This window comes from Streptomyces sp. SCPE 10, from assembly GCF_051980735.1.
GTDB classification, from domain to species: Bacteria; Actinomycetota; Actinomycetes; order Streptomycetales; family Streptomycetaceae; genus Streptomyces; species Streptomyces misionensis.
Window position 1 is genome coordinate 5,770,614 of the sequence record NZ_CP197069.1, and the last position, 25,001, is coordinate 5,795,614.

The following is a 25,001-nucleotide window of genomic DNA, read 5'->3' on the forward strand; positions in this document are numbered from 1 at the left end:
ACAGAAACGGAGTGCGTGTACATGCAGGACCGCTACCGCGTCGTCACAGGGCCGCCGTGGTCCCCGCCGAGCGTATCGGCCGAGGACCTGGAAGGCCTCGCCGCCGCGCTCAACGCCTTGCAGTCCCCGGCCATCGCCGCCCTGAACGACCTCACGGCGGACATGGTGGAACTCGCCTTCAACTCCCTGCGACCCAAGCAGCGCCAGGAGTTGCTCACCAGTCTGGGCATCCGCATGTCGGCCCCCCGACGGGTGAGCAGTGCCCTGTGCCGGGACGTGCTCGCCAGACTGCGGCGCGAGTCACGGCAGCACAGGTGCACATGCGGGGTCAGGGAGCTCACGGTTACCGTTATGAATCAGGTCGGGGAATTCGTCCTGGCGCAGGACGGTGAGACGGTTCCCGACCCTGTTGCCCGGTGGGGCGCCACGCTGGTCCGGGCCACCGTGTTCGCGTGGTGCAACGCCACCGTCACCGACGCCCATATCCTTGCCTGGGCGGCGGACCAGGAGTGGCTCGGGGCGACGGCCGGTGACGAGGAGTCGGCTCGGCTCGCCGCCGTAGCTGCCGCGGCGCGGTCCCTCGTGGAGGCGTACCCCGACTTCGCCTCCGGAGCGGCGGAAGACGACGAGCAGGCGCTCGCGGAGAACGGGAAACTCGAGCGCGCTGCCGTCGCCGACCGGCCGGGCACCAGAGCCTCCGGACCGGAGACCGCGGCAACGGACCCCAGCACCTCGCACGAGGAGACCGCTACGGCGTCCGAGGGCGCCAGGAGCAAGCAGGAAACGACTCCGGAGGAGACCTGTCGGCAGCTGGAGTCCGCCCTCGCAGAGGCCCGCCAGGCCGCGGAGAAGGTCACCGACGCGGTCATGGACGGCCGCCCTCCGCAGGATGAGGACCTGGCTTCGCTGGCCGCGCTGAGCACTGCCTTCGATGACGTGGACGCGGTGTTCCGGGCCGCCGGGATCGAGGGGGTGCCTCGTCGCCTGGAGGACATGACGCGCGCCGCACGCGCACACCGGACAGCGCGGGAGCGTGACCTCCAGGCCCGCGAGCCGCTGCGGGAACTGCTGAATGTCGCCTGCCGCCCGGACAGCTCCGCCGCTGCCGTCGCTGCCGCCGAGGCCGTGCGCGGCGCTGCCCGCCGCCTGCTGGACGTGCCGGTGTGGGAGGAGCCGCAACGCGAGGAGAGCGCCGCGCTCGCCGCTCTGGCCCGCCTCATCAGGCTGGGGCGGCAGGCGGACGCCGCGACGGAGATCCTGGCACTGCAGGCGCAGGTCGTACGGGTCCTGCCCACGTGCGCCATGGCAGTGCTGATCGCTCCCGAGCTGACGCTGGACCAGCCGGTGGACCGTGACCCGCACCCCGCCGGGGCCGCCGAGGCGCATGGCACCGCCCAGCCCGCCGACGCCGAGACGAACGCGGAACACGGAACCGTACAGTCGGCCGCCCCGACTGAGGCGAACGCGCCCCAGTCCACCGCCGAGCCGGAAGCCACGACGACCGCCGAGCCGGTCCACGCCCCAGGCGCAGGCGCAGACGCCGCGCCGGCCGCCGACAGCGACCCCGCGCCCCCCACGTCCGCCGACGCGCCTGCCCAGGCGCCCGCCGCTCCCACGGTCTTTCCCGTCGAGGACACACCCGTTCGGGAAGCGGCCCCGGTGGCGGACGGAGCCACCGATGAGGCCGCGGTCGAGGGGGTCCTGGCGCGGCTGGTCGTGGAGCGGCGCTTCGGACTCGCCCACCATGTGGCTAGGGCCGCCGGACACGTCGAGCCCCAGGTGGCGGCGCTCCGCCTGGCCGGTGCCGCCGCGCTGCTCACCTCCGGGGACAGCCAGAGTGCCCGGCTGACGGCGGACCTGCTCCAGGAGTACGGCGGATACGCGGGCCAGGACACCGAGGGCAGTGAACTTCTCCTCCTGCCCGCCCTGCTGCGTACCGCACTGATCACCGGTGACCATGCTGCGGGCGCTCAGCTCAAGGCGCTGGTGCCCCGGCTCCCGGACCGGCTCGGAGAGGCGGCGACCGCCGTCGCCGACCGTGCCCTCAGCGGCGCCCTGCTGATCGCCTCGCCGCTGGTCGCCGACGTCTCCGAGACGGAGGCCCGGCTGCGGGAGCTGCGTGAGCAGAGCCGTGACCTGCTCGCGCCGCAGCGGCTGCGGTTCGCACGGGCCACGGAGATCGCCAAGCGCTGGCTCGCCCCCGGCGACGGGATGCTCGGATCGCTGCTCACGACCGTCGTCGGCGACGACCGCGACGCGCTGCAGCAGGTGCGGGAGCAGGCTGACCGGCTGTCGAAACTGGCCGAGGTCAACAGCGAGATCGACCGCATGGACCGCAAGTACCGCTCGTCCAGCGGCAAACCGCTCCAGGGCTCCGGGCGGCAGGACCTGGTGCATCTCGTGGAGCGGGCCGTCAGCCTGGTCAAGGAGTGGTGCCTGGCGGTCGACGGCACCCGTCGCGGCGACCGTTCCGACGGCAGCCGGGCGGTCAAGGAGATCTCCTCCCTGCGTCAGTCCCTGCTGGTCGGCAGGGAAGCGGCGCTGGGTGAACTGGAGCGGTTGGCGCGGCGTCCGGATGCCCTCTCGGGCGCGATGGCCTGGGCGGCCCATGCATCGATGGAGGAGCTGTTCGCTCTGCTGGCCGGCGACAGCGTGACCGCGCGTCACGGCGGCCCGGTCGACCCTGCACTCGCTCTCGACGCAGAGTTGTTGAAGGTGCAGGACACTCACGAAGGGCAACCGTCGCTGGGCGAACTGCTGATCGCGGTCGACCGGAGCTGGCAGGACGCCCTCGACGAGCGGCTCTCGCACGACGCCTTCACCGCGGCCCGCGACATCGTCGACCTCGCCGGACGAGGGCTGCTGCCTGCCGCCGGGGCGGGGGAGTTCGTCCCGCCCGCGGAAGCCGAGATCGACGACAGGGAGACCGCCCGGCGTTCGCAGCTGCGGAAGGCACACAGCGAGCTAGTCGCCGAACTGCACCGCGCTCAGGCCGACGGTGCCGTGACCGAGGACCAGGACCTGGGCCTTCAGGAGTTGCTCGCCGACGCCCGTGACCGCCTCGAAAACACCGGCCGACACGACCTGCTGGACGTGCGGCGGGCGCTCGACAAGGTGCGGAGTGGCCTGCCGGCCTTCCGGAAGCAGGCGGCGGACCGGATCCGGGCCCGGCTCGACGCCCTTGACCCCTCCGTGGAGGAGCGGGCCCAGGTCCTGCGGCGCCTAGAGACGAACGACCTGGCGACCGCCGCCGACCTCGTCTACTTCCTGGAGATCGGCGAACCCGTCCCGGAGATCGAGGGCGGCGAATCCCATCTGACCGAGTTCTTCCCGGCCGTGCCCGACGGCCTGCCCGGAGGCATCGACCACGACCTCGTCGAGCTGGTCCGGTCAGGCGGCAAGCATCCGATGGTCCCCGTCCTGGACTACGGCGGCCTCTCCACCGACGAGGCGGCTCTCGCGGCCGAAGCCCTCGACGAGTGGCGTGCGCTTGCGGCCACCGACCGGAAGGACAGGCTCCAGGTGGCTCCGACGCGGCAGGTACCGCCCCTCCTCAAGCTCCTCGGCTACGACGCCAAGAGCGCCAGGCCGCTCGACGACCGGTCCCAGCACCGGCGGGAGTACCGTCTCTTCGAAGCGACCGGCGTGGAGATCAACGGCAGGGCGAAGGCACCGGCGTTCGGCTCGCAGATCACGGAGCAGGGCGGCAACCTGCGGGTGATGATGGTCTGGGGCAGACCGCCCGCCAAGGTCGTCATGAGTTGGGCGGAGCGCGACACCAGCGGAGCGAGCCTTCTCGTCGTCTACTTCGGCACGCTGAGCCGTGAAGCCCGAGTCGAACTCGCTGCCGGCTCCGACCGGTTGCAGCCGCTGCTGGTGGTGGACGACGCCGCCCTCGCCTATCTCGCGGCCTGCGGCAACCGGCAGGTCAGCGCCGCCACGCAGACCCTGCTGCCCTTCTCCGGCGTCAACCCGTACATCAGGGAGAAGCGCGGCCGGATCGGCGGCGAGATGTTCTACGGCCGCGATGCCGAACGCAAGAGCATCCTCGACCCGCGCGGCACCCAGGTCATCTACGGCGGCCGGGGCCTGGGCAAGTCGGCACTGCTCGCCGACGCCGGGGAACGGTTCACGGAGCAGCGCCCCGGCTACCACCAGACGGTGTACGTCAACCTCGACCAGGAGAACATCGGCAAGGGCAGCTCGCGCGGGCCGGAGGCGCTGTGGAGCGTCCTGCTGAGGGAGCTGACCGTGGCACAGGTGCTCGGAGACCGGCCACAGGGGCGCGGGAAAAGGCAGGAGATCTCCGAGCGGGTGCGCGCCGGCATCCGGACCTGGCTGGACGGGGACTCCCGACGCCGACTGCTGATCCTGCTCGACGAGTGCGACCAGTTCTTCGAGGCGGACGCCCCGCGGTTCGACCAGACCAAGAAGCTCAAGGGCCTCGGGTCCGACACCAAGGACGCGGCGAAGGTCGTCTTCGCAGGACTTCACTCCGTCCAGCGCTTCTCCAAGCTCGCGAGCAACGGGCCGTTCGGCCACCTCGCCCAGACCCCGAAGGTGATCGGCCCGCTGGCTCCCCAGTCGGCTGCGGAACTGCTGGTCGAGCCGATGCGGGCGCTCGGGTTCGAGTTCAAGGACCTGGATCTCGTCAACCGTGTACTCGGCTACTGCTCGTACCAGCCGTTCCTGCTGCAGATGTTCGGGCACCGGCTGGTCGAGCTGATGCACCGCAAGCGGACGCGGCGCGGCGCCGGGGAACCCCCTTACGAGGTGGAGGTGGCCGACATCGAGATCGTGGAGTCGGACGCCGCGCTCCGGGACGGCATCTCGGCGGCCTTCAAGGACACGCTGAGCCTTGACCACCGCTACGACGTGATCGCCAACGTGCTGGCGTACCACGCCCGCCATCACGGCCTGGAGGTGCGGCTGAGTGACACCGAGCTGCGCGAGGAGTGCGAGACGTACTGGCGCAAGGGCTTCGAACAACTCGACACCGAGGGTTTCCGCGCCTACCTCTCCGAGATGGTCGGACTCGGCATCCTCGCCCCCAACCACGACGGCCTGGGCTGGCATCTGCGCGGTCCCAACGCCCTGCGCATGATCGGTACCTCCCACGAGGTGGAGGCACGTCTGCTCCGGGCCGAACAAGACTGCGAACTCCAGGAGAGCATCGTGCAGGAGGGCCGCCCTGAGCTGCCCGACGGGCGGCCTGCTCCGCTGACCAACACCCAGCTCGACGACCTCCTGGGCGAGCGCTCCAACCGGACCCGGGTCGTCCTCGGCACCACCGCCACCGGAGTCACCGACGTCGCCCGGACCCTGCGCACCATCGCCGGACCGATCGACGGCTGGACGCTGCCGCCCGTCGGCAAGCCCAGCGTCTACAAGCAGGAACTCACCGGCGGACGGCCCCGCGAACGGCGGGTCGTCATCAGCGACTTCGTCAACTACCGGGACCCGGTCCGGCCCGAGACCTGCCGCGAAGCCGTCGACCTGGCCGAGACGCTGCTGCCCGCCACCCCGGGGGTCACCCGCGCGGTCGTCCTCGTCACCGACCCCGCTCAGCTCGCCCTATGGCGCTCCCTGCTGACGGGAACCGAACCCACCTCGGCCGCCCCGGTGGTGCTGCGCCGGCATGACCACCGCAGCCTGCGCGGCTGGGCCCAGCGCGTGGAGATGTTCCACACGGAGGACCGCCTGGACCGTCTCCACGAACTGACCGGTGGCTGGCCGCTCCTGGTGGACCGGGCCCACCGCCTGCACCAGGAACTGGGCGGCCCCGACGAGGTGTTGCGCCGCCTGGCCGGCCTCCGCGCGGACCGGGCCGAGGCCCGCGCATTCGCCGAGGCGACCGGCGTGTACGCGGAACCGCTGCTGGCCGCCGGGTACCGGTCCCTCGACGACGAGTTCAAGGACGGCTTCTTCGACATTGAGGGCGCGGTGACCGCTGTCGCGCTCAAGATCGATGATGAGGACGAGGCGCGGTGGATCGTCAACTGCCTCGACGCCCTCCAGGTGTTCGACCGTGAGGGCACCCAGCTGCGCCTGGAGCCGGTGCTCCGGGAGTGCGTGGCGCTGGGCGGGTGACAGGACCGTGCACCTGAACCGTGACCGGACATGGCCGTGGCGATCGCGGGCATGTCCGGTCACGGCTCCGCAGCGGGCGGAGGGCCTGTTCCGCCGACGAGAGCAGAGCGTGTCAGGAGGACGCGCGGTCTACCAGGGTTCCTGGTCCTGCCTGGCCGGGTCGGTGTCGGGCCACCCGGCCTCGCGAGCCCGTGAGTTCAGGCCCATCAGTTGGCCGGTCATCCGGTCGACGAAGAAGACGAACGCCTTGGCCGTGTCGGCGAAGTCCGCCGCCGGGAGGCTGTGACCGCGATACGGAGGGTGCCGGCTGCCGTGTCGAGGGTGAGAGCGAGGCGGAAGTCCCGGCCTCGCACCCGGCCGTGCAGGGCCGCGTTGGCGCCGAGCTCGGCGATGAGCTGCTTCGCTTGTTCGGTGGTGGCGGGTGACACCTCCCCTGAGCGGAGCTGCTCGGAGGCGAGCAGCCGGGCCAGGCGGGCGCCCCGGCGGGTGGAGGACAGCAGCTGGGTGAACGTCCGGAGGGTGACGGGTGCTTGGGGTGCGGTGCTGTCTATGACGTGCCCGTAAGCTGACGCACCGTGGGCCTCATACCTGGATCAGGCACGCGCGTGCCCGTCACGCTGACCGCGGTACGGGGGGTGCTTTCCGTCACTCGGGGTGTCGTCGATCGCGGGTATGGCACACGGTACGTACGCAGGTGACCGCGGATGTCGTACGGCGACCTGAGTGAGAACGAGGACCTGGCGATCTGCGAGGACGAGTGGGAGCCTGACCCCTCGGACAGTCTGCAAACGTTCGGGGCCGTCGTCCAGGCCCTGCGGGAGCATGCGGGCTTCAGCAGGGTGGAGTTCGGGGAGGCGGATGCCGGACGAGTCGTTTGTGGAGCGGGCGGAGGAGGCGACTGGGAATAGGGGGCGCCGCGGAAATCGGCGCGGCATCTGACTCGGGGGGATGCTGGGCTGGCGGCCTGGTTCCGGCGTTGGGCGAGGCTGGAGCGGGACGCGGTGAGTCTGTGCACGTATGAGTGCCGGTTGGTGCCGGGGCTTTTGCAGTCGGAGGGGTATGCGCGGGCGCTGTTTGAAAACCGCATTTCCCTGCTCACCGACGATCAGCCGGAGGCTCAGGTCGCAGCGCGTCTGGAGTGACAGAAGATGTTGTACGAGAGGTCGACTGTGCCGGTCCACTTCATAGTCGGGGAGTCTCTTTTTCGGCGGCTGGGCGGTGTCGAGATGCAGCGGAGGCAGCTGGACCACGTGTTGGAACACACGGCGCCCCGTAATGTGACCCTGCAGATCATGCTGACGGATGCTGAGTTCCACTCGTGTCTGGATGGCCCACTCCGGCTGTTGGAGACACCCTAGGGCCGACGGCTCGCGTACTCGGAATGGCAGGAGAACGGCCGCCTGACCGCTGGCTCGAAAGACGTGAGCTTCCTTTGCCAGCGCTATGACACGCTGAGCTCGCAGGCCCTGAACCCCAAAGACTCACGGGGTCTGTTAGAGCGACTGCGAGGAGAGCTATGAGCACGGCGGAACTCGCCTGGTTCAAGTCCAGCTGCAGCGGCAGCTCCGGTGACGACTGCGTGGAGGTCGCCGTCGCGGCGTGGAGCAGGCTGTGCATGTGCGCGACTCCAAGGACGCTACGCGTCCTTACCGCGCAGTCGGCCGGGACGGCTGGGCGCGGTTCGTGGGGTTTGCAGCGCGGGTTTGAGCCGTGTTCGTCCCGGCGGTCGCGTGAAGGACGCTCCCGCCGGGACACGAAGGGTCAGTGGAGGTCGGGTCCACCCGCCTCGACGATCTCGGCGAGCACGCTGATCTCCTCGTCGGCGTCGTCCGGTACGTCGAGGTCGTCACCGAGGAACGGACCCGGCTCCTTCGCGTCGGCGAGATGCGGGTACTTCTCCAGGAGGAACCGTCGCCGGTAGGCCATCTCGGCGGCGTCGACGATCCCCTCCAGGGTGGTCCAGTTGAGGGTGCCTCCTACGACGATCCCGAACGCGGGTACGGCTTTGCCGAGTCCCTTTTTGGTGAGACGGAAGCCGAACGCCTTCGCGAACTGTTGAGAGACCTTGGTGACGACCGACTCGCTGAGGACTTCCCACGTTTTGCCGCGGAAGAGTGCCTGGGTGAGCCGGGAGATGTCGGCCATCGCGGCGTTCTTGGCGGTGGCCGAACTTGCCGTCCCGACGTTGACGACGGACATCACGAAGAGCTTCTCGGCAGGCTCCTCGGGGTCGTAGCCGTAGAACAACGAGACCTGGCCGACGGCACGGGACGCGAGTCCGAGGACGGCTGCCGTGTCGGCGGCGAACGCGCCCGCGATCGCACCTCCCGAAGGCGCTGCGGCGGCGCCGGCGGAGGCGGCGATGACGAGTTCTCCGCCGGAGATCACCAGCCCTGCGCCCGCTCCCGAGAGCGCCGCGACGGCCGGGTAGTACCAGCTCGCTTTCCGCCCGCGGACAGCGTCGACCAGCTCCAGGTCGAGGCGGCGCAGGTCGGGAAGCGACTCGACCTCGTGCCCGCGCTTCTTGTGGAGCGCCACCACACGCTTGGACGAAAGGCCCGCTCGCGAGACCCGCCCCAGGGTCTGTCTAAAGGACTGAACGGCAGTACCGCTCCAGTCCGGCAGGGCGTCGGCGGCTCCGCGAGCCCCTGTGCCGACCTTCTGAGCGCCCTTGGCGACCGCTTTCTGTCCACGCGAAACCGCCGATTGGGCCCGTGGGTGGTTCTCCAGTTGCTTCGCGACACGCGTGCCGAGTTTCCCGACGCCGTTGGCCACGTACTCGCCGGCGTTGGTCATCGCTCGTGACAATGGGCGGCCCCTGAACTGCTGGATGGCACGCCATGCCTCAAGCTCGTAGTCCGAGGGAAGCCGATCGGGCTGCTGCGGGTACTGCGGATCGCTCATGGTCCGTGGAGTTCCTGTCTCTGGGACGAGCTGTCAGGCGGGGTGGCCGCGGGCCGCGGGCCGTGGCCCGGGGGCGGGGTGAGCAGGGAGGCGTAGGACTCGCCGTCCACGAGGGCATTCTCCAGGCTGAGGCCAGCGGTGGCCATGCGCTCGTACTCGGTGGGGACGAGCAGCTTGGTGCGGTGCTCGCCGTACTTGGCGATCTCGTTGTTCCTCAGGCCGCTCGCCTCCGACTGGAAGGTGTCCAGGATGTAGTCGGCGTCCTCGGCGGAGATGCCGTACAGGTGGAAGAAGTACGCGTCCAACTCGGCCCGTAGTTGCGCCCGACGTGCCTCGTCCCAGCGGAACGGCTCGCCCTCATCGCCTAGGTCGCGGGCGAGGGGGCATGTCGTATGCCGTATGAGGAGTTCGAGCACGCGAGGGAGCAGGAGGGGGAGGTGGGGTTCGAGGGTGGTGAGGACGGGGAGTTGCTTCCACACAAACATCTCCTGCGGCCCTGCTCCACCGAGATCGTCGCGTTGTTGACGAGGATGTCCAGGCCGCCGAAGTGCGCGACCACGTCGTTGATCAGCACCGTCGCCCGGCTTGTGTCCGCCTGGTCGGACTTGAAGCCGACGGCCCTGGCTTCCTTGCCGTGCACCTCGTCGACCACGGCCTGTGCCTGCTTTTCGGAGCTGACGTAGGTGAAGGCGACGTCGGCGCCCTGCTCGGCCAGCACTCCAGGTCATCACCGCCGCGGCCAACGTCTCCCACGACCTCGCCGTCGTCGGGGCGCTCGCCGACCGGGTGATCGTCATGTACCTGGGCCGGATCGTCGAGACCGGAACGGTGGAGCAGATCTTCAACGCCCCGCGGCAGCCCTACACGCGGGCGTTGCTGGCTGCCGTCCCCGTGCCCGACGGGCACCGGGTCCTGGCCCGAGGCCCTGACCGGCGAGTTCCCCGCCTCCGGCAGCCCGCCTCCGGGGGGCCGCTTTCATCCGCGCTGCCCCGTCGCCGTCCACCGCTGCCGTAGCGACGACCTGGTCCTGCGGGAGGTGCCGGGCGACTTCGGTGACGCCTCTCCGGCACAGTGTGGCCTGCTGGGTCGCCCAGGGGGGCGCACCTTCCGGTACGCACACCTGACATCGGCCACCCGGCATCGGCGTCGACCATCTCGGCACGACGCCCTTGACGTACATCCATGACGCTCATTTGACGCTCCGGGTGCCCGCTGCCCTCAGGGGAGTATTGGAAAGCCTCTCTGAACTGCAGCTTTACCGCCAGTGTCCACGCTGACACCTTTCCGATGACGCATCACGTGGAGTGCGTGGCGATCCTCGAACCGGTGGGGAAGGGCTCCTGACCTGCGGTTTTGTGTGTGTGCATTATGTGCGGTGTGGGCGTTACGGGCGATATCTTGACGCTGAAATGACGCTCGTGACGCTCATTTGACGCTCGTTCTGATGGGGTGTCAGGCGGATTGTCGGGCAGGTCAAACCGTGTCAGGGTGGCGAGCACCGCTGGTGCGACGAGAGCAGGACCGGACGCCCGTGCACAGCGAACTCCGCACGTTCACCACGCTCGACGCCGTTCGCGGCGACCTCCTCGACGTCTACGCCGAGGTACGCGCTCCCCTGCTCCACCTGCCGAACTACGCCATCACGGCCTTCGGGGAGCGCCTGGACCGCCACGGCGCGGAGCCGGGCTTCGCCGCTGTCCTCGCCTACGCGGACGGCCAGCCGATCGGCTACGCCTACGCCAACACCATCGAGCACAGAGACCGGTACTGGCAGCGCACCACCCCGCCTCCGGCCGACCAGTACACCCAGCAGCCTGCCATCGCGCTCAAGGAGATCGGCGTCCGCCCGGCCTGGCGCGGCACCGGCTCCGCCCGCCGCATTCACGACGAACTGCTCCTCACCCGCGACGAGCCGTACGTGACGCTCATGGTCAACAAGGCCGCCGGCGACGGAAAGGTCCACGCGGTCTACCGGTCGTGGGGCTACGAGGACATGGGGCAGAGCCAGCCCTCCCCGACCTCGCCGCTCCTCACCGTGATGATCCGCGCCACCCACTGATCGAGCCGGCCCGCTTGGGCCCGCAATGCGCGTAGGAGTCGAGGGAGGCCGTCAGGCACTCGGGGCTCAGGCCATAGCAGGCGGCGATCTCGGGGACGCGCCGCCACACGCCGTCCAGGAGCCGGTACTGCTCGACCTGGCCGGGTTCCACCTTCAGCTCGGTGTGCAGGGCAGCGGGCTGGATCTCGCGGGCCCTGGCGCGCTCGCTGCGCGGGCAGATCGGGGTCCGCAACAGCTTGCCGCCGACGGAGGACAGCGCGGCCCAGATCAGCCCGTCCGCAGCCGCGACCAAGCCCTCGCTGGCCCTGGCGGTGGCGGAGGCCAGCAGGGTGTCCGGATCGTCGGCGGTTTCGTCCACGGGCAGGTCGGGCTTGGCCGGCGGGGTCTACTCCTGCGGCTGGTCCTGCGGCGGCGCCTGGTCGGCCTCCTGCTTCTCCCGTGCGGCCAGTTCCTCGGCGGTGGGGGCGTCGTCCTCGGCGAAATCAGTCTCTCTGCGGAGCGCGGCGTCGGAGATGACGCCGCGGTCGTGTGCCTGCAGGGCGGTCTCGACAGCGAGCCGGGGCAGGAGAGAGGGAATCGCCGTACAGGCTGCGCCGCTCGGACGGGTCGTGCCGCCACAGGCGGCCCTTGCCGGGCTGCCCGGCGACCATGCCGGCCGCGATCTCCCGGCGGCAGCAACTGCACTGAACTTGAGGTATTTTCACGCTGCCCGGTGTGGCGATTTCCGGCACGTCGCGCACAGCGAACCGAGCAGGGGCGGAACGGGCATCCTCGCGAAGCCGCGGCCAGGGTGCCGCGCCGGGCCGCGCCGCCCGAGGCTTCCTCGGTGGCGCACTCCCAGCGGCAGCAACTGCTGGTGAACGATCTCGTCAGGCGACGAACGCGATGTACGTCCCGACCGTGAGGCCGGAGAACGTGATGAGCTGGCGCGGCTTCAGGCAGGTGAAGGCCGCGTGCATCCCGATCCCCGCGGCCACTGCGTACGGCGTCGTCTGCGGGATGAGCAGGGCGGGAGGAAGCGCGATCTCCGCCGCGATGACGCATGCCGCGACCGCGCGCCAGAGACGGACGTCCCGATCGGTGAGGTTGCCCGCGTAGCGGCGAACAGGTGCTGGCACGGCGTACTGACGCCGGTAGGGGAGCCGGTCCCTGACCTGGCTGTAGGTGTGGACCCACTGGGCGAGGTACAGACCGCTGCGGAACTGCGACGAGCGGAGTTTCTGCCAGGCGGAGTTCCAGTAGATGTCCGTGGTGACCAGCACGAGGAGGCACTGGGCCCAGGTGTTCGCTGTGCTCGCGCGGTGCTCGATGTGCAGGCCGTGGCCGAGGTCGCCGGCGAGGAGCAGGCAGGTGCCGGTGAGCAGCGTGTAGCGGATGGCGTTGGGGCTCTTGAGGTAGAGCAGTTCCATGGCGGCCCCGGCCAGAACGAGCAGGAGCGCCGCCCGAGGCAGGACGCCGGCGGCCAGTGCGACGGCGGCAGTAGCACGTACGACCAGCACGGGCCGGTACAGCGTCACGAGTAGCCGGGCGCGTACCAGGCCGTAGCGAGTTTCGGCGAGGTGGGCGCTGAGCGAGCCGTCTGTGAACCGGTGCCAGCCGCCCTGGCCGAAGGAGAGGACGAATCGCGTCGCGACCACAGCGCCGAACACGATACGGAAGATCTGCAGGCGCGTGGGATCGGTCGGCTGCCGGAACCCGGAGGCGAGGGCGTCACAGAACCACACGGCTGCCCCTGACTTCGATGTGCTGCTCACCACGGGCGGACAGAACGCGGCCGTGGCCGTCGATCCGTTCGTAGCGGCCGCTGGTGACCAGGTAGTCCAGGATCGTCTGCAGCCGCGGCGGGTTGAGGGTGAACGATCCCGGAGAGAGGTGGTCGTAGACGTTTACCGGCTCGGTCCGTCCCTCCTTGGTGGTGCCGGTCAGGGTGACGATCGTGAAGGTGGCCCGGCAGAACATCTTCCAGCGCATCCAGCGCCCAGGCACGGGCGTGAAGCCGACGATCATCCAAGCCGCCAGAGCGACGAAGACCGCGATCTGGGCGGCGGGCAGCACAGCATCGGGCATGAGGGAGCCTCCGGAGAACGGGAGGGTGAACGTACGGTCGAGCAGCCCGAGAAGGGCCGTTTCGGGGGTCAGCGCTCGGACTTGGGAGGCCGTTGCATCAGGGCGGCGGCGGCCTCGGCGAGGGTGACCTTCTCGTGCAGCAGGGCGGAGATCACTTCCGTGATCGGCATCTCGACGTCGTGGGTGCGGGCCAAGGCGAGGATCGCCTCTGCGGACTTCACGCCTTCGGTGGTCTGCCGGGTGACGGCCGTTGCCTCTTCGACGCTCAGGCCGCGGCCGAGGTGGGTGCCGAAGGTGCGGTTGCGGGACAACGGCGAGGAGCAGGTGGCCACCAGGTCGCCTACGCCGGACAGGCCGGCGAGGGTGACCGGGTGGGCGCCCATGGCCGCGCCCAGCCGGGTGGCCTCCGCCAGCCCGCGGGTGATGAGCATGGCCGTTGCGTTGTCGCCCATGCCCATGCCCGAGGCGATGCCGACCGCCAGGGCGATGACGTTCTTCACTGCGCCGCCCAGTTCGCAGCCGACGACGTCGGTGCTGGTGTAGGGCCGGAAGTAGGAGGTGTGGCACGCGGCTTGAAAGCGGCGGGCGGCTTCCTCGTCCGGGCAGGCGATGGTGGCCGCAGCGGGCCGGCCCTCCATGATCTCGCGCGCCAGGTTGGGGCCGGACAGCACCGCGACCCGGTCCGTGCTCACGCCGGCCACCTCGGTGATGATCTGGCTGGCTCGCAGACGGCTGCTCTGCTCGATGCCCTTCATCAGCGACACGATCACCGCGTCCGCTCCGATGTGCGGCGCCCAGATGCTCAGGTTGGCCCGCAGGGTCTGCGCGGGGATGGACAGCACCAGGAAGTCCGCGCCGTCCAGGGCGGCGGCCGGGTCGGTCGTTGCGGTGACCGTCGCGGGCAGGTCGACGTCCGGGAAGTAACCGACATTGCGGTGCTGCGCGTTGATCGCGTCTGCGATCTCGTCCCGGCGGGCGTGCAGGACCACGCTGGTACCCGCGTCGCCGAGGATCTTGGCGACGGCCGTACCCCAGGACCCTGCCGAGAACACCGCAGCACGGGCGGAACGGGTCACTGCGGGGTCCTCTCGTCGGGGTGCCGGCCGGGCCCGGTCATCGTATCGGCCGCCCCGGGCCCGGCCGGGGAGGTGGCGGGGCGTCGCAGGGTCAGCAGGACCGCACGGCGGCCGGGAAGGGCGGGCAGCATGCGGTGAGCCTCGGTCAGCATGTTCCGTGCCGGGGCGTCACCGAGTTCGCGCCGCAGCTCGTCGGCGTGGTCGATCCAGAGCCGGTAGAGGCGCTGCCACATGGCGGGCTCGGCGGGACGCTCGTCCACGTGATCCAGGATTAGTCCGGCCGCGGACGCTTGGGCCTCCCACGCCGGCTGCGCTCCGGGCTTCAGACCGCGGGTCAGGAGGAGCCGGCCGTCCGGGGCCAGGATGCGGCCGAGTTCACGCAGTGCTGTGGTCCTGTCGGCGGCGCGGCCGAAAGCGTCCACGCACACCGCGCCGTGGGCGAGACCGGTGGGCAGGCTGGTGGCGTCCAGGCGGGCGGTCCGGAAGGCCGCACGGCCTTCGGGGACGAAGCTGGCGCGGCGGGCAGTGGCCTGTTCGATGGCGACGGGCGAGATGTCGAAGCCGAGCAGGCGGACGGCGAGGGCGCGGGCCAGCCACAGCCCGATGCCGCCGCTGCCGCAGCCCGCGTCGACCAGGAGCTGACCGGGTCGCATGCGCAGCCGGGCGGTTATCAGCCCCAGCAGGGGCCAGTCGCACGAGCTGGAGGCGCCGACTTCCTCGGGGTAGTCGTCGCCCATCGCCTCGGCGTACAGGCGAGCGACCAGGGTGGTGCGGGCGCGGGCGGCGTGCAGCATGTCGTACTGGGCCGCCAGCTGGTCGGCCTGGGGTGTCATCGTGGCATCGCCCTTCTGATCCGCGACCGGGTGCCAGGGCAGACGGCCTGTACCGCGTGGATGGGGGAGCCCGCCTCCGAGAGGTCCAGCGCCATCGGCTCATGCCCGGTGGTGAGGTGAATGCGCCGCGCCACGTCGCGAACCTGGTCGGCGAAGCCGCCCGAGGCGGGGGTGAAACCGCGCGTGGCCTCCGGCCACGCGGCAAGCTCCCCTACGGGCTGCGCCTGGGCGGGCGGCGTATCCAGCCAGGAGAGGTCAGTGGGGAGGTCGTCGCGTGTCCCGGCGATGGCCGCGAGCCGTGACTGTGCGGCCTCGGTCAGCGCGCGGGTCAGGGCGATGGCCGGCTGGCTGTGGCAGCCGCCGCCCGCGAACACGGCCGGGAAGTCCTCGGACCACAGGTAGGCCAGGCACACCGGTATCCCGTACGGGCTGTCCACCAGCGCCACTTCCAGTCCCATGCCGGCGGCCTTCAGCCGATCGATCACGTCCCGGCCGTGCGGGTCATCGACCGTTTCCGGGTCGATCAGCGTCCGCAGCCCGCCGCCGAGCTGCCCGTCCCGGAACAGCACGTCCCGTTCCACGACCTCGAGCAGGGCGTGCAACAGCGCCTCATTGCGCGTGTTACCGCAGGCCAGGCCGGTGCTGGTCGCGCGCAGCAGATCCGGCGTCCACTCGGGCCGCTGCACCCGGCGCCGCACCAGGTCGACCGGCAACAGCACCTTGTCCCCGCTGAGCAGGCCGGTTCCCGGGGTCCACTCCCACACGATCCTCGCGAGAGTGCCCTCGGGGAACGACGTACGCAGCGGCAGCGCACAGACAGGATAGTCAGGTGCGACCTCCACCGCCGAGCCGCGCACCGAGAGGGGAAGCGGCTGCTCGACGTGCCACAGCTCGATCGCCTCCATCGCGGCCGACAGCTTCGCCAGCAGGTCGGTGCCGCCCTTGCCCTGGGACGTGCTCAGCGTGCAGGAGGCGGGGCGCACCGCTGTCCAGACCGGCAGCCCGATGCAGTCCAGCTCGGTCAGGCGGGCCAGGCGGGTGATGCCGTACAGCGGCAGCCGTCCGGCGAGGATCTCCCATGTCTCCTCGGGCTGCCGGGCCCGCACCGTGCCCGGCAGTACAGCAAGTCCGTTATCGGGCAGCACTGGCTGCCTCCACTCGCTCCGTGGCCAGGTACCCGGGCACCATCCGCTTGGCCGTCTCGGTCGCGTGCGCCTCGCAGACCAGGCCGCGGGCGGAGGCTTCCTCATCGAGGAGGTGGTCGGGGCACCGCCAGGCCCTCAGCAGCATCCGGCGGGCGAGATCGGCGCGGATCGCCGCGATCGAGAACCCGGGCCGGTCGCGGCGGGCCGCGGCCAGGGCGGCGGCGTGGCGGGCGACGTCCCTGCGGTGCTCGGGCGTCTCGCCCGCCAGGAGCAAGCCCACGGCCGCCTTGTCCCGCAGGTCCACCACCGGATGGAACAGGCGATGGGCGGGCAGCGTGCCGACCTGAGCCGACCGCGTCTTCAACGGCAGACCGGGGCTGCCGTCAGCGGGGTGGAGGGACCGGTGTTCCAGGTAGGTCGTCCACCGCTCGCGGAAGGCCGGGTTGAACACCTGCTGGTAGATCAGCCGGTCTTCGGTGAGCAGGTCCAGTCCGTCGACCTGGGCGCGGGCGGACGCGTTGGACCAGCGCCGGAAGTGCGTGGACTCCCACGTGTGCGGCGAGGGCCTGGTCGTGGCCGGCGGTATGCCGTTGACGGCGGCGCTGACGGCGGCGAGGGCGTCGGTGCGCTTGAGGTCACCGAAGTGCGGGTCACGGTCCAGCTGCTCGGTCAGCCACCCGGCGAACTGGCGCTCGTTGTGCTGGTGGCAGACGGCGCGCACCGCGGCGGTGGTGCGCTGCGGGTAGTAGACCGCGCGCAGGGCAGCGAGCAGCTGCTCGGCCCGCCCCGTGTCGAGCAGCCCGGTGGCACACGCAAGGTGCAGCGTGTGCCGCAGGTTGACGACCGGCCAGGTGAGCGCGTTCCACTGGCCATCCGGGGCCTGCCCAACCGCCACTTCGTCGTCGCCCTCGATCTCACCTCGTGCGTAGGCGGCGTAGATGCTCCCCACTCCGAGCATCCCGAACGGCGCCAGCTCGGCGGCTCGCAGAGCACCGATGCTCGCCGCACCGATCACCCGCACACCACGGCCCATCGCGGCCAGGATCTCCTTGTGCCGCAGGGCCGGAGCCTGGTGGTAGACACCGTCGATGATCAGCACGGTGTCGCTGCTGCCGATCGCGGGGTCGAAGAGGTCGCCGTGTCCGATCGGGGGCGCCGGGCGGACGCCCGGGGCGGAGAGCATCGGGTGGGACCGGGGCAGGGTCGGCCCGACGAAAACGTGAATCACTACGGTCTCCCACGGAGAGGAACCGGCCCGCGTCCCCGGACACGCGGATGCCCGGGGACGCGGTCAGTCCGAGGTCAGGACGAACGGGGAGCGGAACTACTCCTCGTCCTCCACGTCGACCGCGATCACGGGGGCGCTGGTGATCTCGTCGTCCGCCGGCACGTTCTCGGGCTTGAACGCCATGTGGGGCTCCTTCGTCATGAGGGAATCCGCGGCCGGATGAGCCGCGTGCATGGCTTAGTGAAGCCGGGCCCGGCACGGCTGGTAATCCCCGCCACGGGGTCCCCGCCGCGGGTATATCGTCTGCGCCGATTGCCCGTCACACTGCGTCTCGAAAGGGAACTCGTGGGCGACGTACAGGCGTTACCACCTCAGCTTCCCCAGCACCTCCTGCGGGACCCGGAGTTCGTCCGAGCCTTGCGTGACCGCGACTTCGCGACGGTCTTCACCAGCGCGCGCCGGCACGGGATCAGCTACCGCAGGATCAGTGAGGCGTGCGCCCTGAAACCGGACCGGGTCTCCTTGATCGCACAGGGCAAGTGGGCGGTGACGGCGCTGGCCACGGTGGAGCGGATCGCGGACGGACTCCGCATCCCGGGTGCCCTTTTGGGCCTGGCTGCGCGACCCTGGGAAGACAGCCTCCCGATGTCCCTCCCGGAGTTCGACGATGGAGATGACGACATGATCCGCCGCCAGCTGCTGCGCGCCGCTCTGGCCGCCGGCCTCACCGGGTCGGTGCTCACCGCCCTGACCCACACCCGTCAATCTCTCGACGTCGCCCTGAGTGCGAACAGCACCCCGCTTGAGCTGACAGATCTGGAAGCGGCGGCCGAGACGTACAGCTACGGCTACGGCGGGCAGCCCCCGGGCCGGGTCCTGGCCGACCTGGTAGCCGACTTCGCCGGTCTGGGGGCTCTCCTGGACAGCCCGCAGCCGATCGGGACCCGGGTCCGCGTGTGCCGGACCGCGGGTCAGCTGGGCGGCATGGTGGCCATCGTGCTCCACGACCTCGGCGCCCGAGCGGAAGCGCGCGGGTGGTTCGCCACTGCCGCCAGGGCCGCCCAGGAGTCCGGCGACACCCAGCTTCACGCGTGGGTGCTGGCACGCGAGGCAATGGTCTCGATCAACTACGGGGCCCCGCGGGCCGCTGCCGCCCTCGCGGAACAGGCCCGCCGTCTCGCCGGGAAACGTCCGACCGCCGCGGCCACCCTGTCGGCGGCCGTCGCTGCCCGCGCCTACGCCCTGTCCCGGCCCGCCAGGCCCTCGCGGCCGCCGACGCCTGCATGGAGTGGCTCGACGCCGGTGAACGCGCCGACACGTGGCTCACGCACGGCGAGCAGAAGCACCACGTGCACCTGTCGCACGCGCTGACCGCGCTCGGTGACACCCGGCGGGCCCAGGAGAGTCAGCAGCGGGCGTTGGAGCTGTCCGCTCCGACGAGCACCATGACCCGTTCCCTCCTGCGGATCGACGCGGCGGCCTGCGCCCATCACGACGGCAACACCCAGGAGGCGTGCCAGCAGGCGGTCGCCGTCCTGGCAGAGCTGCCGGTGGCCTACCGCACCGGGCTCGTCCACCGTCGGGCGCTGGATCTGTACCGCTCGATCCCGGCACAGCATTACGACGAGAGGGCAGCACGCGACTTCGCGGAAGTCCTGTCCGCCTGACAGAGCGTCCACACTTCATCGAGCAGTACCGGGCCTGTGCTCACTTCCCGATCCTCCGTCCATACGCCTGCGCTGCGCCCCCTGGCGGCCGGCCGCTGCGCCCGAACCGGCCGGGCTGCGGCGCGGTCGGCAGCGGGGCGTGCACGATGGCGCCCTGGTTGCCCTCCGGGATCAGGCCGTACACGAGGACACAGGAGACGTCGATCCGGCCGGGGCTGTCGGAGTCGGTGGGCTGCCACGTCGCCCAGTCGTTCTCCAGGTCGACGAATGCGCCGCGTAGCCGGACACGGTTCTCGACCATCTGCTGCGCGATCGGCTCCGCCCGAAGCAGCTTGCCCTGCTTGGCGCTGACGGCGTCGATCATCGGCATCAGCTTGCCCTTGGGGATGCGGCCCTCGTCCTGGAGCGCCTGCCAGGCAGTGCCGATCGCCAAGGTGCACATGTCGCGGCCGAAGTTCCACTCCACGTAGATCACGCCGGCGTTCGTCTCGTGCGCGAGCAGGCACGCGGTGCGGGACCACTCGGCCGACGACATGCCCTTCGTCTTGTCGTGGGTGATCCACACCCGGTTGCCGGCGCCGAGGAAGCCGCCGATGACGCCCGCGGTGTCCCGGCCCCCGCCGGACGGGTCGATGGACACGGCGATCTTCTGCGGCTCCACCACCGTGATCCCGTCACGGATGGAGCGCAGCAGATCCCGGGAGACGAGCGCGCCTTCGGAGGGCTGCGGGTCGCCCTACGACAGGGCGTGCCAGTCCCGCACCGTCGACGTGCCCTTGACGTCGTTCCACCAGGCCAGCAGCGCCCGCCGGTTCCTGGTGGGGATCTTCGGATGCGGCAGCGGGTCACCATCCCGCCAGCCGAGCGGGTCCGGACCGAACTTGCTGGGGTTGGCGATGGCCTGGAGGTGGACGACCTTCCACCGGCCGCCCTCCTCCAGGCGGCCGTCTTCCTCCAGCGCCGAATGTCGTTCAGAGGACTTCCCAGTGCAGTTCGGCTTGCTTGACGACGGGGAGGCAACCGTCCAGAACGTCCGCGGTCTCCAGGGCGGTGGCCGTCGCTTCCAGCAGAGCCGGGAACGACGTCCACATGGGCTGCGGCTCGAACGAACACCCCGTCTCGTGATCGGCGTTGCCGATCCTCCCCGTCCGGCGGTGCTGCCGCTGGTCGATGACAAGGTGGTTGGCGGCACCGTCGGCGGCGATGGGACACCACAGGGGGTGCCACCAGGGACCGTCTTCACCGTCCGGCTCCCCCTCCTCCTCGTCCCCGAACACGTCCGCGTTGATCCTCGTGCAGGTCTCCCACGCATCGACGATGCCTGCGGTGTCCAACAGCGACCAGAACGGCGGCAGCAGCCCCCGGTGGCCCGTGCCGTCATGCCGCAGCAGGCTCTCGGTCAGCGACTCGGGGAAAGGCTGTCCGATGGCCTGCTCGGCCGCGGCGATCGCCGAGCGGTCCGCGGGTGGTGCGAGAGCGGCGAAGGTTCTCGGTGCGAGCTGGGCGAGCCACGTCTCGATACGCACCCAGGAAGAGGTTGTCGTCGAAGAAACCATGCGCCGATCCTGCCAGCCCGACTCGGCCTGCCCGCGGCCGAGTTGCAGGGAACGATCACCGTTCGGGGCCGTCGCTTCCACGGACGCGACCCGGCAGCCGCGCGACCCTGACTGGAGGGACTCGCGGTAGCCGGCCTCCGTGGACCGAGGCCTAGCGCAGGACGCGCCAGGTCTTGCGAGTGACCGTGGTCTGCTCGACGAGTGCGTGGATCTCCGTGCGCGAGTGGTCGACGGTTTACCGTCCTGTGGGGAGAACCTCCCAGCCGTCGGCGGGGCGGCCGTATCGCGCCCGGAAAGTGCGGGTGCACGGGGTGCCCGCCACTCCCGTCGCCGTCGGCGGGGCGAGCGCACGCGAAGCGGCTGGTATTACTGGGGCATGCAGGAAGAGATTGCACGCTCCGCGATCGACACGTTCGTCTCCGCGTTCAACGCCTCGGACGACAGCTATGTGACCGCCCTGCTCTCCCAGGCCCTGACCTCGGACGTGGTCTTCTGGGGGCCGTTGGGCCGCGTCGAGGGAATCGCGGCGGTCGAGCGGTTCGTGCTGGACATCCGGCGCCACCCGGCGGGGACCGGCACGATGGTGCGCTGCTCGGCGGTGGACATGCCTGACGAATGGGCCCGGTACCAGTGGGTCTTCACCACGCCGGACGGAGGCCCCCGTCTGGCGGGAACGGACGTCGTCCATCTACGGCGGAGCCTCATCGACCAGGTCATCGTCTTCGCGGGGGAGATCGAACCGTCCGCCCCCGGCGGACGGTCCGGCGATCCCGGTGCCGTACCGCACCCGTGGCCCATGGGTTTCTAGACGTTGTCCCACGGAGCAGTCGGTCCGGCCCCCGGCCGACGTCCCCCGTCCAAGGCCGCTGAGCCGGGGCGCCGGGTCAGGGAACGATGGACGTCACCGGCGCGGGGCCCGACTCCGGGGTGAGGCGTTCCAGGAAGTCCGTCACGGTGGTCACCGGGCCCTCCCAGCCCAGTCGGCGGCCGAGTCGTGCCAGTTGCGGGAGTTCGAGGGCCTGGTCGTCGGAGGCGGCGACGTGGGCCAGCCAGCCGGTGATCGGGCCGTCCCAGGCGATGCGGCCGTGGTCCAGGACGAGGACGCGGTCGAAGTGCTCCACGCAGAAGTCCATGTCATGGGTGATGGCGAGGACGGTCCGGCCGTCCGCGGCCAAGTCGTCGACCAGGTTGCCCAGCAGGACGACCGAGGCGTGGTCCTGGCCGGTCGTCGGCTCGTCCAGGACGACGACCCGGGTGTCCATGGCCAGGACCGAGGCGAGGGCGACCCGTTTGCGCTCGCCCAGCGACAGGTGGTGGGGGTGGGTGTCGCGCCACTGCGTCAGACCCGTCCTGCGCAGGGCGGACTCGACCAGTTCCGCCCGGCGGGCCGGCGGGAAGCCGAGGTTGCGCGGGCCGAAACCGACCTCCTTGACGACGCTCGCCGCGTGGAGCTGGTCGTCCGGGTTCTGGAAGACGAACCCGACGGTGCGGGCGAGTTCGGCGATGGGGAGGCCGTCGGCCCGCCGCCCGTCGATCTCGATGGTTCCGGAGGCCGGCCGTTCGATGCCGACGAGGTGGCGGGCGAGGGTGCTCTTGCCGGCGCCGTTGGCACCGACGATCGCCACCCGTTCACCGGCCCCGACGGAGAAGGACACCCCGTCCAGGGCCGTGGTGCCGTTGGGGTAGCGGAACGTCAGGGAATCGATCCGTATGATCATCGCCGGTCTCCTCGGTCGGGGTGGCCCGCCGTCTCGCCGAATCCCGCGGCGGCGGCGTCGAGCGTCACCGGCAGCGGTCTGCGGGCCGGCCAGAGGCCCCGGTCCGCCGCACGGCGCGCGGCCATCGTGTAGCGCAGCGGTGCGACGCCCCACTGCTCCAGCCGCTCGTCCGCCAGTACCTCCTCGGGCGTGCCGTTCGCCACGATCGACCCGCGGTCGAGTACGAGGACGCGGTCGGCCGCGCGGGCCAGTCGCTCCATCCGGTGTTCGATCAGCAGGACGGTGACGCCCTTCTCCTTGAGGGTGTCGAGCGCCTCGAAGACCAACGCGTTCCCGGCCGCGTCCAGTTGCGAAGTCGGTTCGTCGAGCACCATGACGGTGGGCCGCATGACCAGGATCGAGCCGATGGCCAGCAGTTGCTGCTGCCCGCCCGACAGCTCGTACGGCGACCGGTCGGCCACCCCGGCGAGCCCGAGGTCGTGCAGGACGGGGTCGATCCGGGCCACCATCTCGTCCCGTGGGACGCCGAGGTTCTCCAGGCCGAAGGCGATCTCCTCGCGTACCGAGAAGCGGGCGCCGGAGATCTGGTTGAACGGATTCTGCATGACGAGCCCGACCTCGCCCACGAGCCCCGACAACGGAGTGTCGGCCAGGTCCCGGCCGTTGACCTGGACCGCCCCCTGCGCCGTGCCTCCGGTGAGATGGGGAACCGTGCCGCTCACCACGCCGGCCAGGGTGCTCTTGCCCGCGCCGCTGCCGCCCACCACCGCGCACAGTTCGCGGGGACCGACCTCGAACCCGATGTCGCACAGGGCCGGCCGGGAGCCGGTGGGATAGGTGAAGGAGAAACCCTTGACTTCGATCAACGCATGACTCCCCACACGTTCACAGTGACCGCGGCCACGGCGCACAGCATCATGACGGCGCGCAGGCATCGTTGCGCCCCGCTGTCCGGGACCGTGGTGAGGCTCGTGGGGTGGCGGGTGGCGCCGAACCCCCGGGTCTCCATGGCGGCGGCGCGTTCGCCCACGTCGGTGAAGGCGCCGAGGATCAGCGGGCCCATCAGCGGTATCAGCGCCCGCGCCCGGCCGCGCAGGCCGTGGATCACCTGGCCGCGTGCCTGCTGGGCATGGAGGATGCGCGTGGCGCGGCGGCTGAGCGCCGGCACGATCTGCAGCGCCGCCGACGCGATGTAGATGAGGCTCGGCGACACCTTGCGTTCACTCAAGGCGCTCATGAAGGCCCCGGCGTGGGTGGTGAGGAGCAGCAGAAAGAACCCGCTCATCAGCACCAGGATGTGCAGTGCCGTCAGAAAGGCGAAGGAGACGCCCTCGCTCTTGAGTTTCAGCGGGCCGAGTTGGGCAATCACGTCATGGGCATCGGGGAGGAAAAATCCCTGGACCAGGAACAGGACCACGGCAACCGGAACCCAGAACGTGGCGAGCAGGAGCAGGAAACGTCGTAACACTCCCGCGCCGATCGCGGCCGGCAGGAGCAGGGCGCCGAAGAGCAGCAGGGGCCACCAGTAATCCACCACGGCGAAAGCACAGACGGTGACGGTGACGGCGAAGGCGAGTTTCGTCAGGGGATTGAGCCGGTGAATGCCGGAGGTGCCGGTCGCGGGTGTGGTGTCCCGCACGGTGTTCACCCGGCCCTCACCAGGTCGGACCGGGGTGCCAGGATGTGCCGGTCCCGGACGAACGGGAAGCGGTGCAGGAATCCCGGTGGCAGGCCCTTGAGAATGGCCATCGCGAGCACCACCGTCAGCGCCTTGTCGAGCGGGTCCGCCACCAGCCCTTGCAGTGTGGCGGCCTTGAGCATGCCGTTGCCGAACGCCTGGAAGGTCGCGATCAGCGCGGACTGGCCCACCGATCCGCTGGCGTTGCCGAAGACGAAGGCGGTGATGGGGGCGGAGATGACGCCCGCGACCACACCGATCAGGCCACCGGCGAGCACAGCGGTGGGCAGCCGCCGGAACAGTCCCGCGCGTGCCAGCACACCCGCGGTGAAGCCGATCATGGCCGCCGTCACCGCGTAGGGCAGGGCGCCGGGAGTGATCGTCATGCCCACGATGACACTGGCGAGCGCCCCGGTCGCGGCCCCGGCGGCCGGCCCCGCCACCACTCCCACCAGCACGGTCCCTATGGAGTCGAGCTGCAGGGGCAGTCCGCTGAAGTAGACGATCTTGCCCATCACGATGTTCACCGTGATGGCCACGGGTAACAGGGCCACGGTGGTGGGAGGCAGCCGGGCCACGGCGCCGGAGACGATCAGAAGGGCGCCGAGCGTATATCCCACCAGGGCCAGCAGCGCGATCGGGCCACCCACGCCGTGCGTCGAGGTGGGGTGGACGGCGATGAGCCCCGCGTAGGTCACGAGCACCACGCCGGTGCCCCACCCTATACGCCATCGCTCGTTCAGCCAGGGGGGAGCCGAGCGATTGAAACCAGCCATTCTTTGACCTCATTCCAACGGAAGCGAGGTGATTACTGGAAATTCAAGCGCGCACACTAGCAGGGCCTCTCCAATGGGTGTCAACGGCGCCAGTGACTTTCCTGATTCATGGGTCTCTCGGGTGATCGCGACTGTAACTAGCGTATTTCAGGGGTTGGTTGACAATGGCTGGGTGGCTGGTGTGGGATCACTTGGGCAGCTGGC

Annotated in this window: 22 protein-coding genes and 2 pseudogenes; 8 read left to right on the forward strand and 16 right to left on the reverse strand. The window is 70.5% G+C overall.

The window, feature by feature from the left end; all coding sequences use genetic code 11:
* Positions 1-21: 21 nt before the first annotated feature.
* The 3 genes and pseudogenes from ACSP97_RS26670 to ACSP97_RS26680 all read left to right on the forward strand — a co-directional run bounded on the left by ACSP97_RS26670 (position 22) and on the right by ACSP97_RS26680 (position 7,797).
* Positions 22-6,090: a hypothetical protein gene (locus tag ACSP97_RS26670; protein WP_440554584.1), complete on the forward strand. Its 6,069-nt coding sequence runs from the start codon at positions 22-24 to the stop codon at positions 6,088-6,090.
* Positions 6,091-6,794: 704 nt separating this feature from the next.
* Positions 6,795-7,610 (forward strand): annotated as a pseudogene (locus ACSP97_RS26675) (DUF5753 domain-containing protein).
* Positions 7,607-7,797 (forward strand): annotated as a pseudogene (locus tag ACSP97_RS26680) (DUF397 domain-containing protein). The pseudogenes ACSP97_RS26675 and ACSP97_RS26680 overlap by 4 nt, the downstream one beginning before the upstream one ends.
* 54 nt (positions 7,798-7,851) lie before the next feature.
* Here the strand turns inward: ACSP97_RS26680 and ACSP97_RS26685 are convergent.
* From ACSP97_RS26685 to ACSP97_RS26695, 3 genes are read right to left on the reverse strand one after another with little or no spacing between them, the layout of a single operon-like run.
* Positions 7,852-8,994 (reverse strand): EcsC family protein, encoded by a 1,143-nt coding sequence (locus tag ACSP97_RS26685; RefSeq protein ID WP_355149363.1) that lies wholly within the window; start codon positions 8,992-8,994, stop codon positions 7,852-7,854.
* Positions 8,991-9,410: a hypothetical protein gene (locus ACSP97_RS26690; protein ID WP_355149365.1), complete on the reverse strand. Its 420-nt coding sequence runs from the start codon at positions 9,408-9,410 to the stop codon at positions 8,991-8,993. The genes ACSP97_RS26685 and ACSP97_RS26690 overlap by 4 nt, the downstream gene beginning before the upstream one ends.
* Positions 9,359-9,712 carry an SDR family NAD(P)-dependent oxidoreductase gene (locus ACSP97_RS26695; protein WP_364731897.1) on the reverse strand — a complete coding sequence of 118 codons (354 nt, stop codon included), beginning with the start codon at positions 9,710-9,712 and terminating at the stop codon, positions 9,359-9,361. Before ACSP97_RS26695 ends, ACSP97_RS26690 begins: the two co-directional genes overlap by 52 nt.
* A 77-nt stretch (positions 9,713-9,789) precedes the next feature.
* Between ACSP97_RS26695 and ACSP97_RS26700 the strand changes: the two genes are divergently transcribed.
* The gene (locus tag ACSP97_RS26700) at positions 9,790-10,008 is read left to right on the forward strand and encodes an ABC transporter ATP-binding protein (protein ID WP_355149459.1); all 219 of its coding nucleotides are present in this window, start codon (positions 9,790-9,792) and stop codon (positions 10,006-10,008) included.
* Positions 10,009-10,525: 517 nt separating this feature from the next.
* A complete protein-coding gene (locus tag ACSP97_RS26705; protein WP_440554587.1) occupies positions 10,526-11,053 on the forward strand; it encodes an N-acetyltransferase family protein in 528 nt (175 codons plus the stop codon).
* On the opposite strand, the gene ACSP97_RS26710 is transcribed toward ACSP97_RS26705, so the two are convergent.
* From ACSP97_RS26710 to ACSP97_RS26740, 7 genes are all read right to left on the reverse strand, one after another.
* On the reverse strand, positions 11,025-11,411 hold the full coding sequence (locus tag ACSP97_RS26710) for a hypothetical protein (RefSeq protein WP_355149369.1): 387 nt from the start codon (positions 11,409-11,411) through the stop codon (positions 11,025-11,027). The two genes, ACSP97_RS26705 and ACSP97_RS26710, sit on opposite strands and share 29 nt — an antisense overlap.
* Before the next feature lie 511 nt (positions 11,412-11,922).
* Positions 11,923-12,690, reverse strand: coding sequence for a hypothetical protein (locus ACSP97_RS26715; protein ID WP_440554590.1), 768 nt, complete (start codon positions 12,688-12,690; stop codon positions 11,923-11,925).
* Positions 12,691-12,763: 73 nt separating this feature from the next.
* On the reverse strand, positions 12,764-13,120 hold the full coding sequence (locus ACSP97_RS26720; RefSeq protein ID WP_355149373.1) for a hypothetical protein: 357 nt from the start codon (positions 13,118-13,120) through the stop codon (positions 12,764-12,766).
* A gap of 68 nt (positions 13,121-13,188) precedes the next feature.
* Complete coding sequence (locus ACSP97_RS26725; protein WP_358677575.1) at positions 13,189-14,196, reverse strand: NAD(P)H-dependent glycerol-3-phosphate dehydrogenase; 1,008 nt, start codon at positions 14,194-14,196, stop codon at positions 13,189-13,191.
* Positions 14,193-15,029, reverse strand: coding sequence for an SAM-dependent methyltransferase (locus tag ACSP97_RS26730; protein ID WP_440554593.1), 837 nt, complete (start codon positions 15,027-15,029; stop codon positions 14,193-14,195). The genes ACSP97_RS26725 and ACSP97_RS26730 overlap by 4 nt, the downstream gene beginning before the upstream one ends.
* The gene (locus ACSP97_RS26735; protein WP_440554595.1) at positions 15,026-16,174 is read right to left on the reverse strand and encodes a YcaO-like family protein; all 1,149 of its coding nucleotides are present in this window, start codon (positions 16,172-16,174) and stop codon (positions 15,026-15,028) included. Before ACSP97_RS26735 ends, ACSP97_RS26730 begins: the two co-directional genes overlap by 4 nt.
* Positions 16,161-17,402, reverse strand: coding sequence for a TfuA-like protein (locus tag ACSP97_RS26740; protein WP_440554597.1), 1,242 nt, complete (start codon positions 17,400-17,402; stop codon positions 16,161-16,163). The genes ACSP97_RS26735 and ACSP97_RS26740 overlap by 14 nt, the downstream gene beginning before the upstream one ends.
* A 345-nt stretch (positions 17,403-17,747) precedes the next feature.
* Between ACSP97_RS26740 and ACSP97_RS26745 the strand changes: the two genes are divergently transcribed.
* Positions 17,748-18,773, forward strand: a complete 1,026-nt coding sequence (locus ACSP97_RS26745) for a hypothetical protein (RefSeq protein WP_440554598.1) — start codon at positions 17,748-17,750, stop codon at positions 18,771-18,773.
* Positions 18,752-19,069, forward strand: a complete 318-nt coding sequence (locus ACSP97_RS26750; protein WP_440554600.1) for a hypothetical protein — start codon at positions 18,752-18,754, stop codon at positions 19,067-19,069. The genes ACSP97_RS26745 and ACSP97_RS26750 overlap by 22 nt, the downstream gene beginning before the upstream one ends.
* Before the next feature lie 40 nt (positions 19,070-19,109).
* On the opposite strand, the gene ACSP97_RS26755 is transcribed toward ACSP97_RS26750, so the two are convergent.
* On the reverse strand, positions 19,110-19,733 hold the full coding sequence (locus ACSP97_RS26755) for a hypothetical protein (protein ID WP_440554602.1): 624 nt from the start codon (positions 19,731-19,733) through the stop codon (positions 19,110-19,112).
* Positions 19,734-20,040: 307 nt separating this feature from the next.
* Positions 20,041-20,595 carry an SMI1/KNR4 family protein gene (locus ACSP97_RS26760; RefSeq protein WP_440554604.1) on the reverse strand — a complete coding sequence of 185 codons (555 nt, stop codon included), beginning with the start codon at positions 20,593-20,595 and terminating at the stop codon, positions 20,041-20,043.
* 406 nt (positions 20,596-21,001) lie between these two features.
* Here ACSP97_RS26760 and ACSP97_RS26765 point away from each other — a divergent pair, with 406 nt between their 5' ends.
* Positions 21,002-21,433 carry a nuclear transport factor 2 family protein gene (locus ACSP97_RS26765; RefSeq protein ID WP_355149389.1) on the forward strand — a complete coding sequence of 144 codons (432 nt, stop codon included), beginning with the start codon at positions 21,002-21,004 and terminating at the stop codon, positions 21,431-21,433.
* A 76-nt stretch (positions 21,434-21,509) separates the two neighbouring features.
* On the opposite strand, the gene ACSP97_RS26770 is transcribed toward ACSP97_RS26765, so the two are convergent.
* Genes ACSP97_RS26770 through ACSP97_RS26785 form a run of 4 tightly spaced genes read right to left on the reverse strand, consistent with a single transcriptional unit; the run spans position 21,510 to position 24,728 of the window.
* Positions 21,510-22,343, reverse strand: a complete 834-nt coding sequence (locus ACSP97_RS26770; RefSeq protein WP_355524062.1) for an energy-coupling factor ABC transporter ATP-binding protein — start codon at positions 22,341-22,343, stop codon at positions 21,510-21,512.
* Positions 22,340-23,209: an energy-coupling factor ABC transporter ATP-binding protein gene (locus ACSP97_RS26775; RefSeq protein WP_382070486.1), complete on the reverse strand. Its 870-nt coding sequence runs from the start codon at positions 23,207-23,209 to the stop codon at positions 22,340-22,342. The genes ACSP97_RS26770 and ACSP97_RS26775 overlap by 4 nt, the downstream gene beginning before the upstream one ends.
* On the reverse strand, positions 23,206-23,991 hold the full coding sequence (locus ACSP97_RS26780) for an energy-coupling factor transporter transmembrane component T family protein (RefSeq protein ID WP_440554607.1): 786 nt from the start codon (positions 23,989-23,991) through the stop codon (positions 23,206-23,208). Before ACSP97_RS26780 ends, ACSP97_RS26775 begins: the two co-directional genes overlap by 4 nt.
* On the reverse strand, positions 23,988-24,728 hold the full coding sequence (locus ACSP97_RS26785; protein WP_355149397.1) for a hypothetical protein: 741 nt from the start codon (positions 24,726-24,728) through the stop codon (positions 23,988-23,990). The genes ACSP97_RS26780 and ACSP97_RS26785 overlap by 4 nt, the downstream gene beginning before the upstream one ends.
* Positions 24,729-25,001 lie beyond the last annotated feature (273 nt).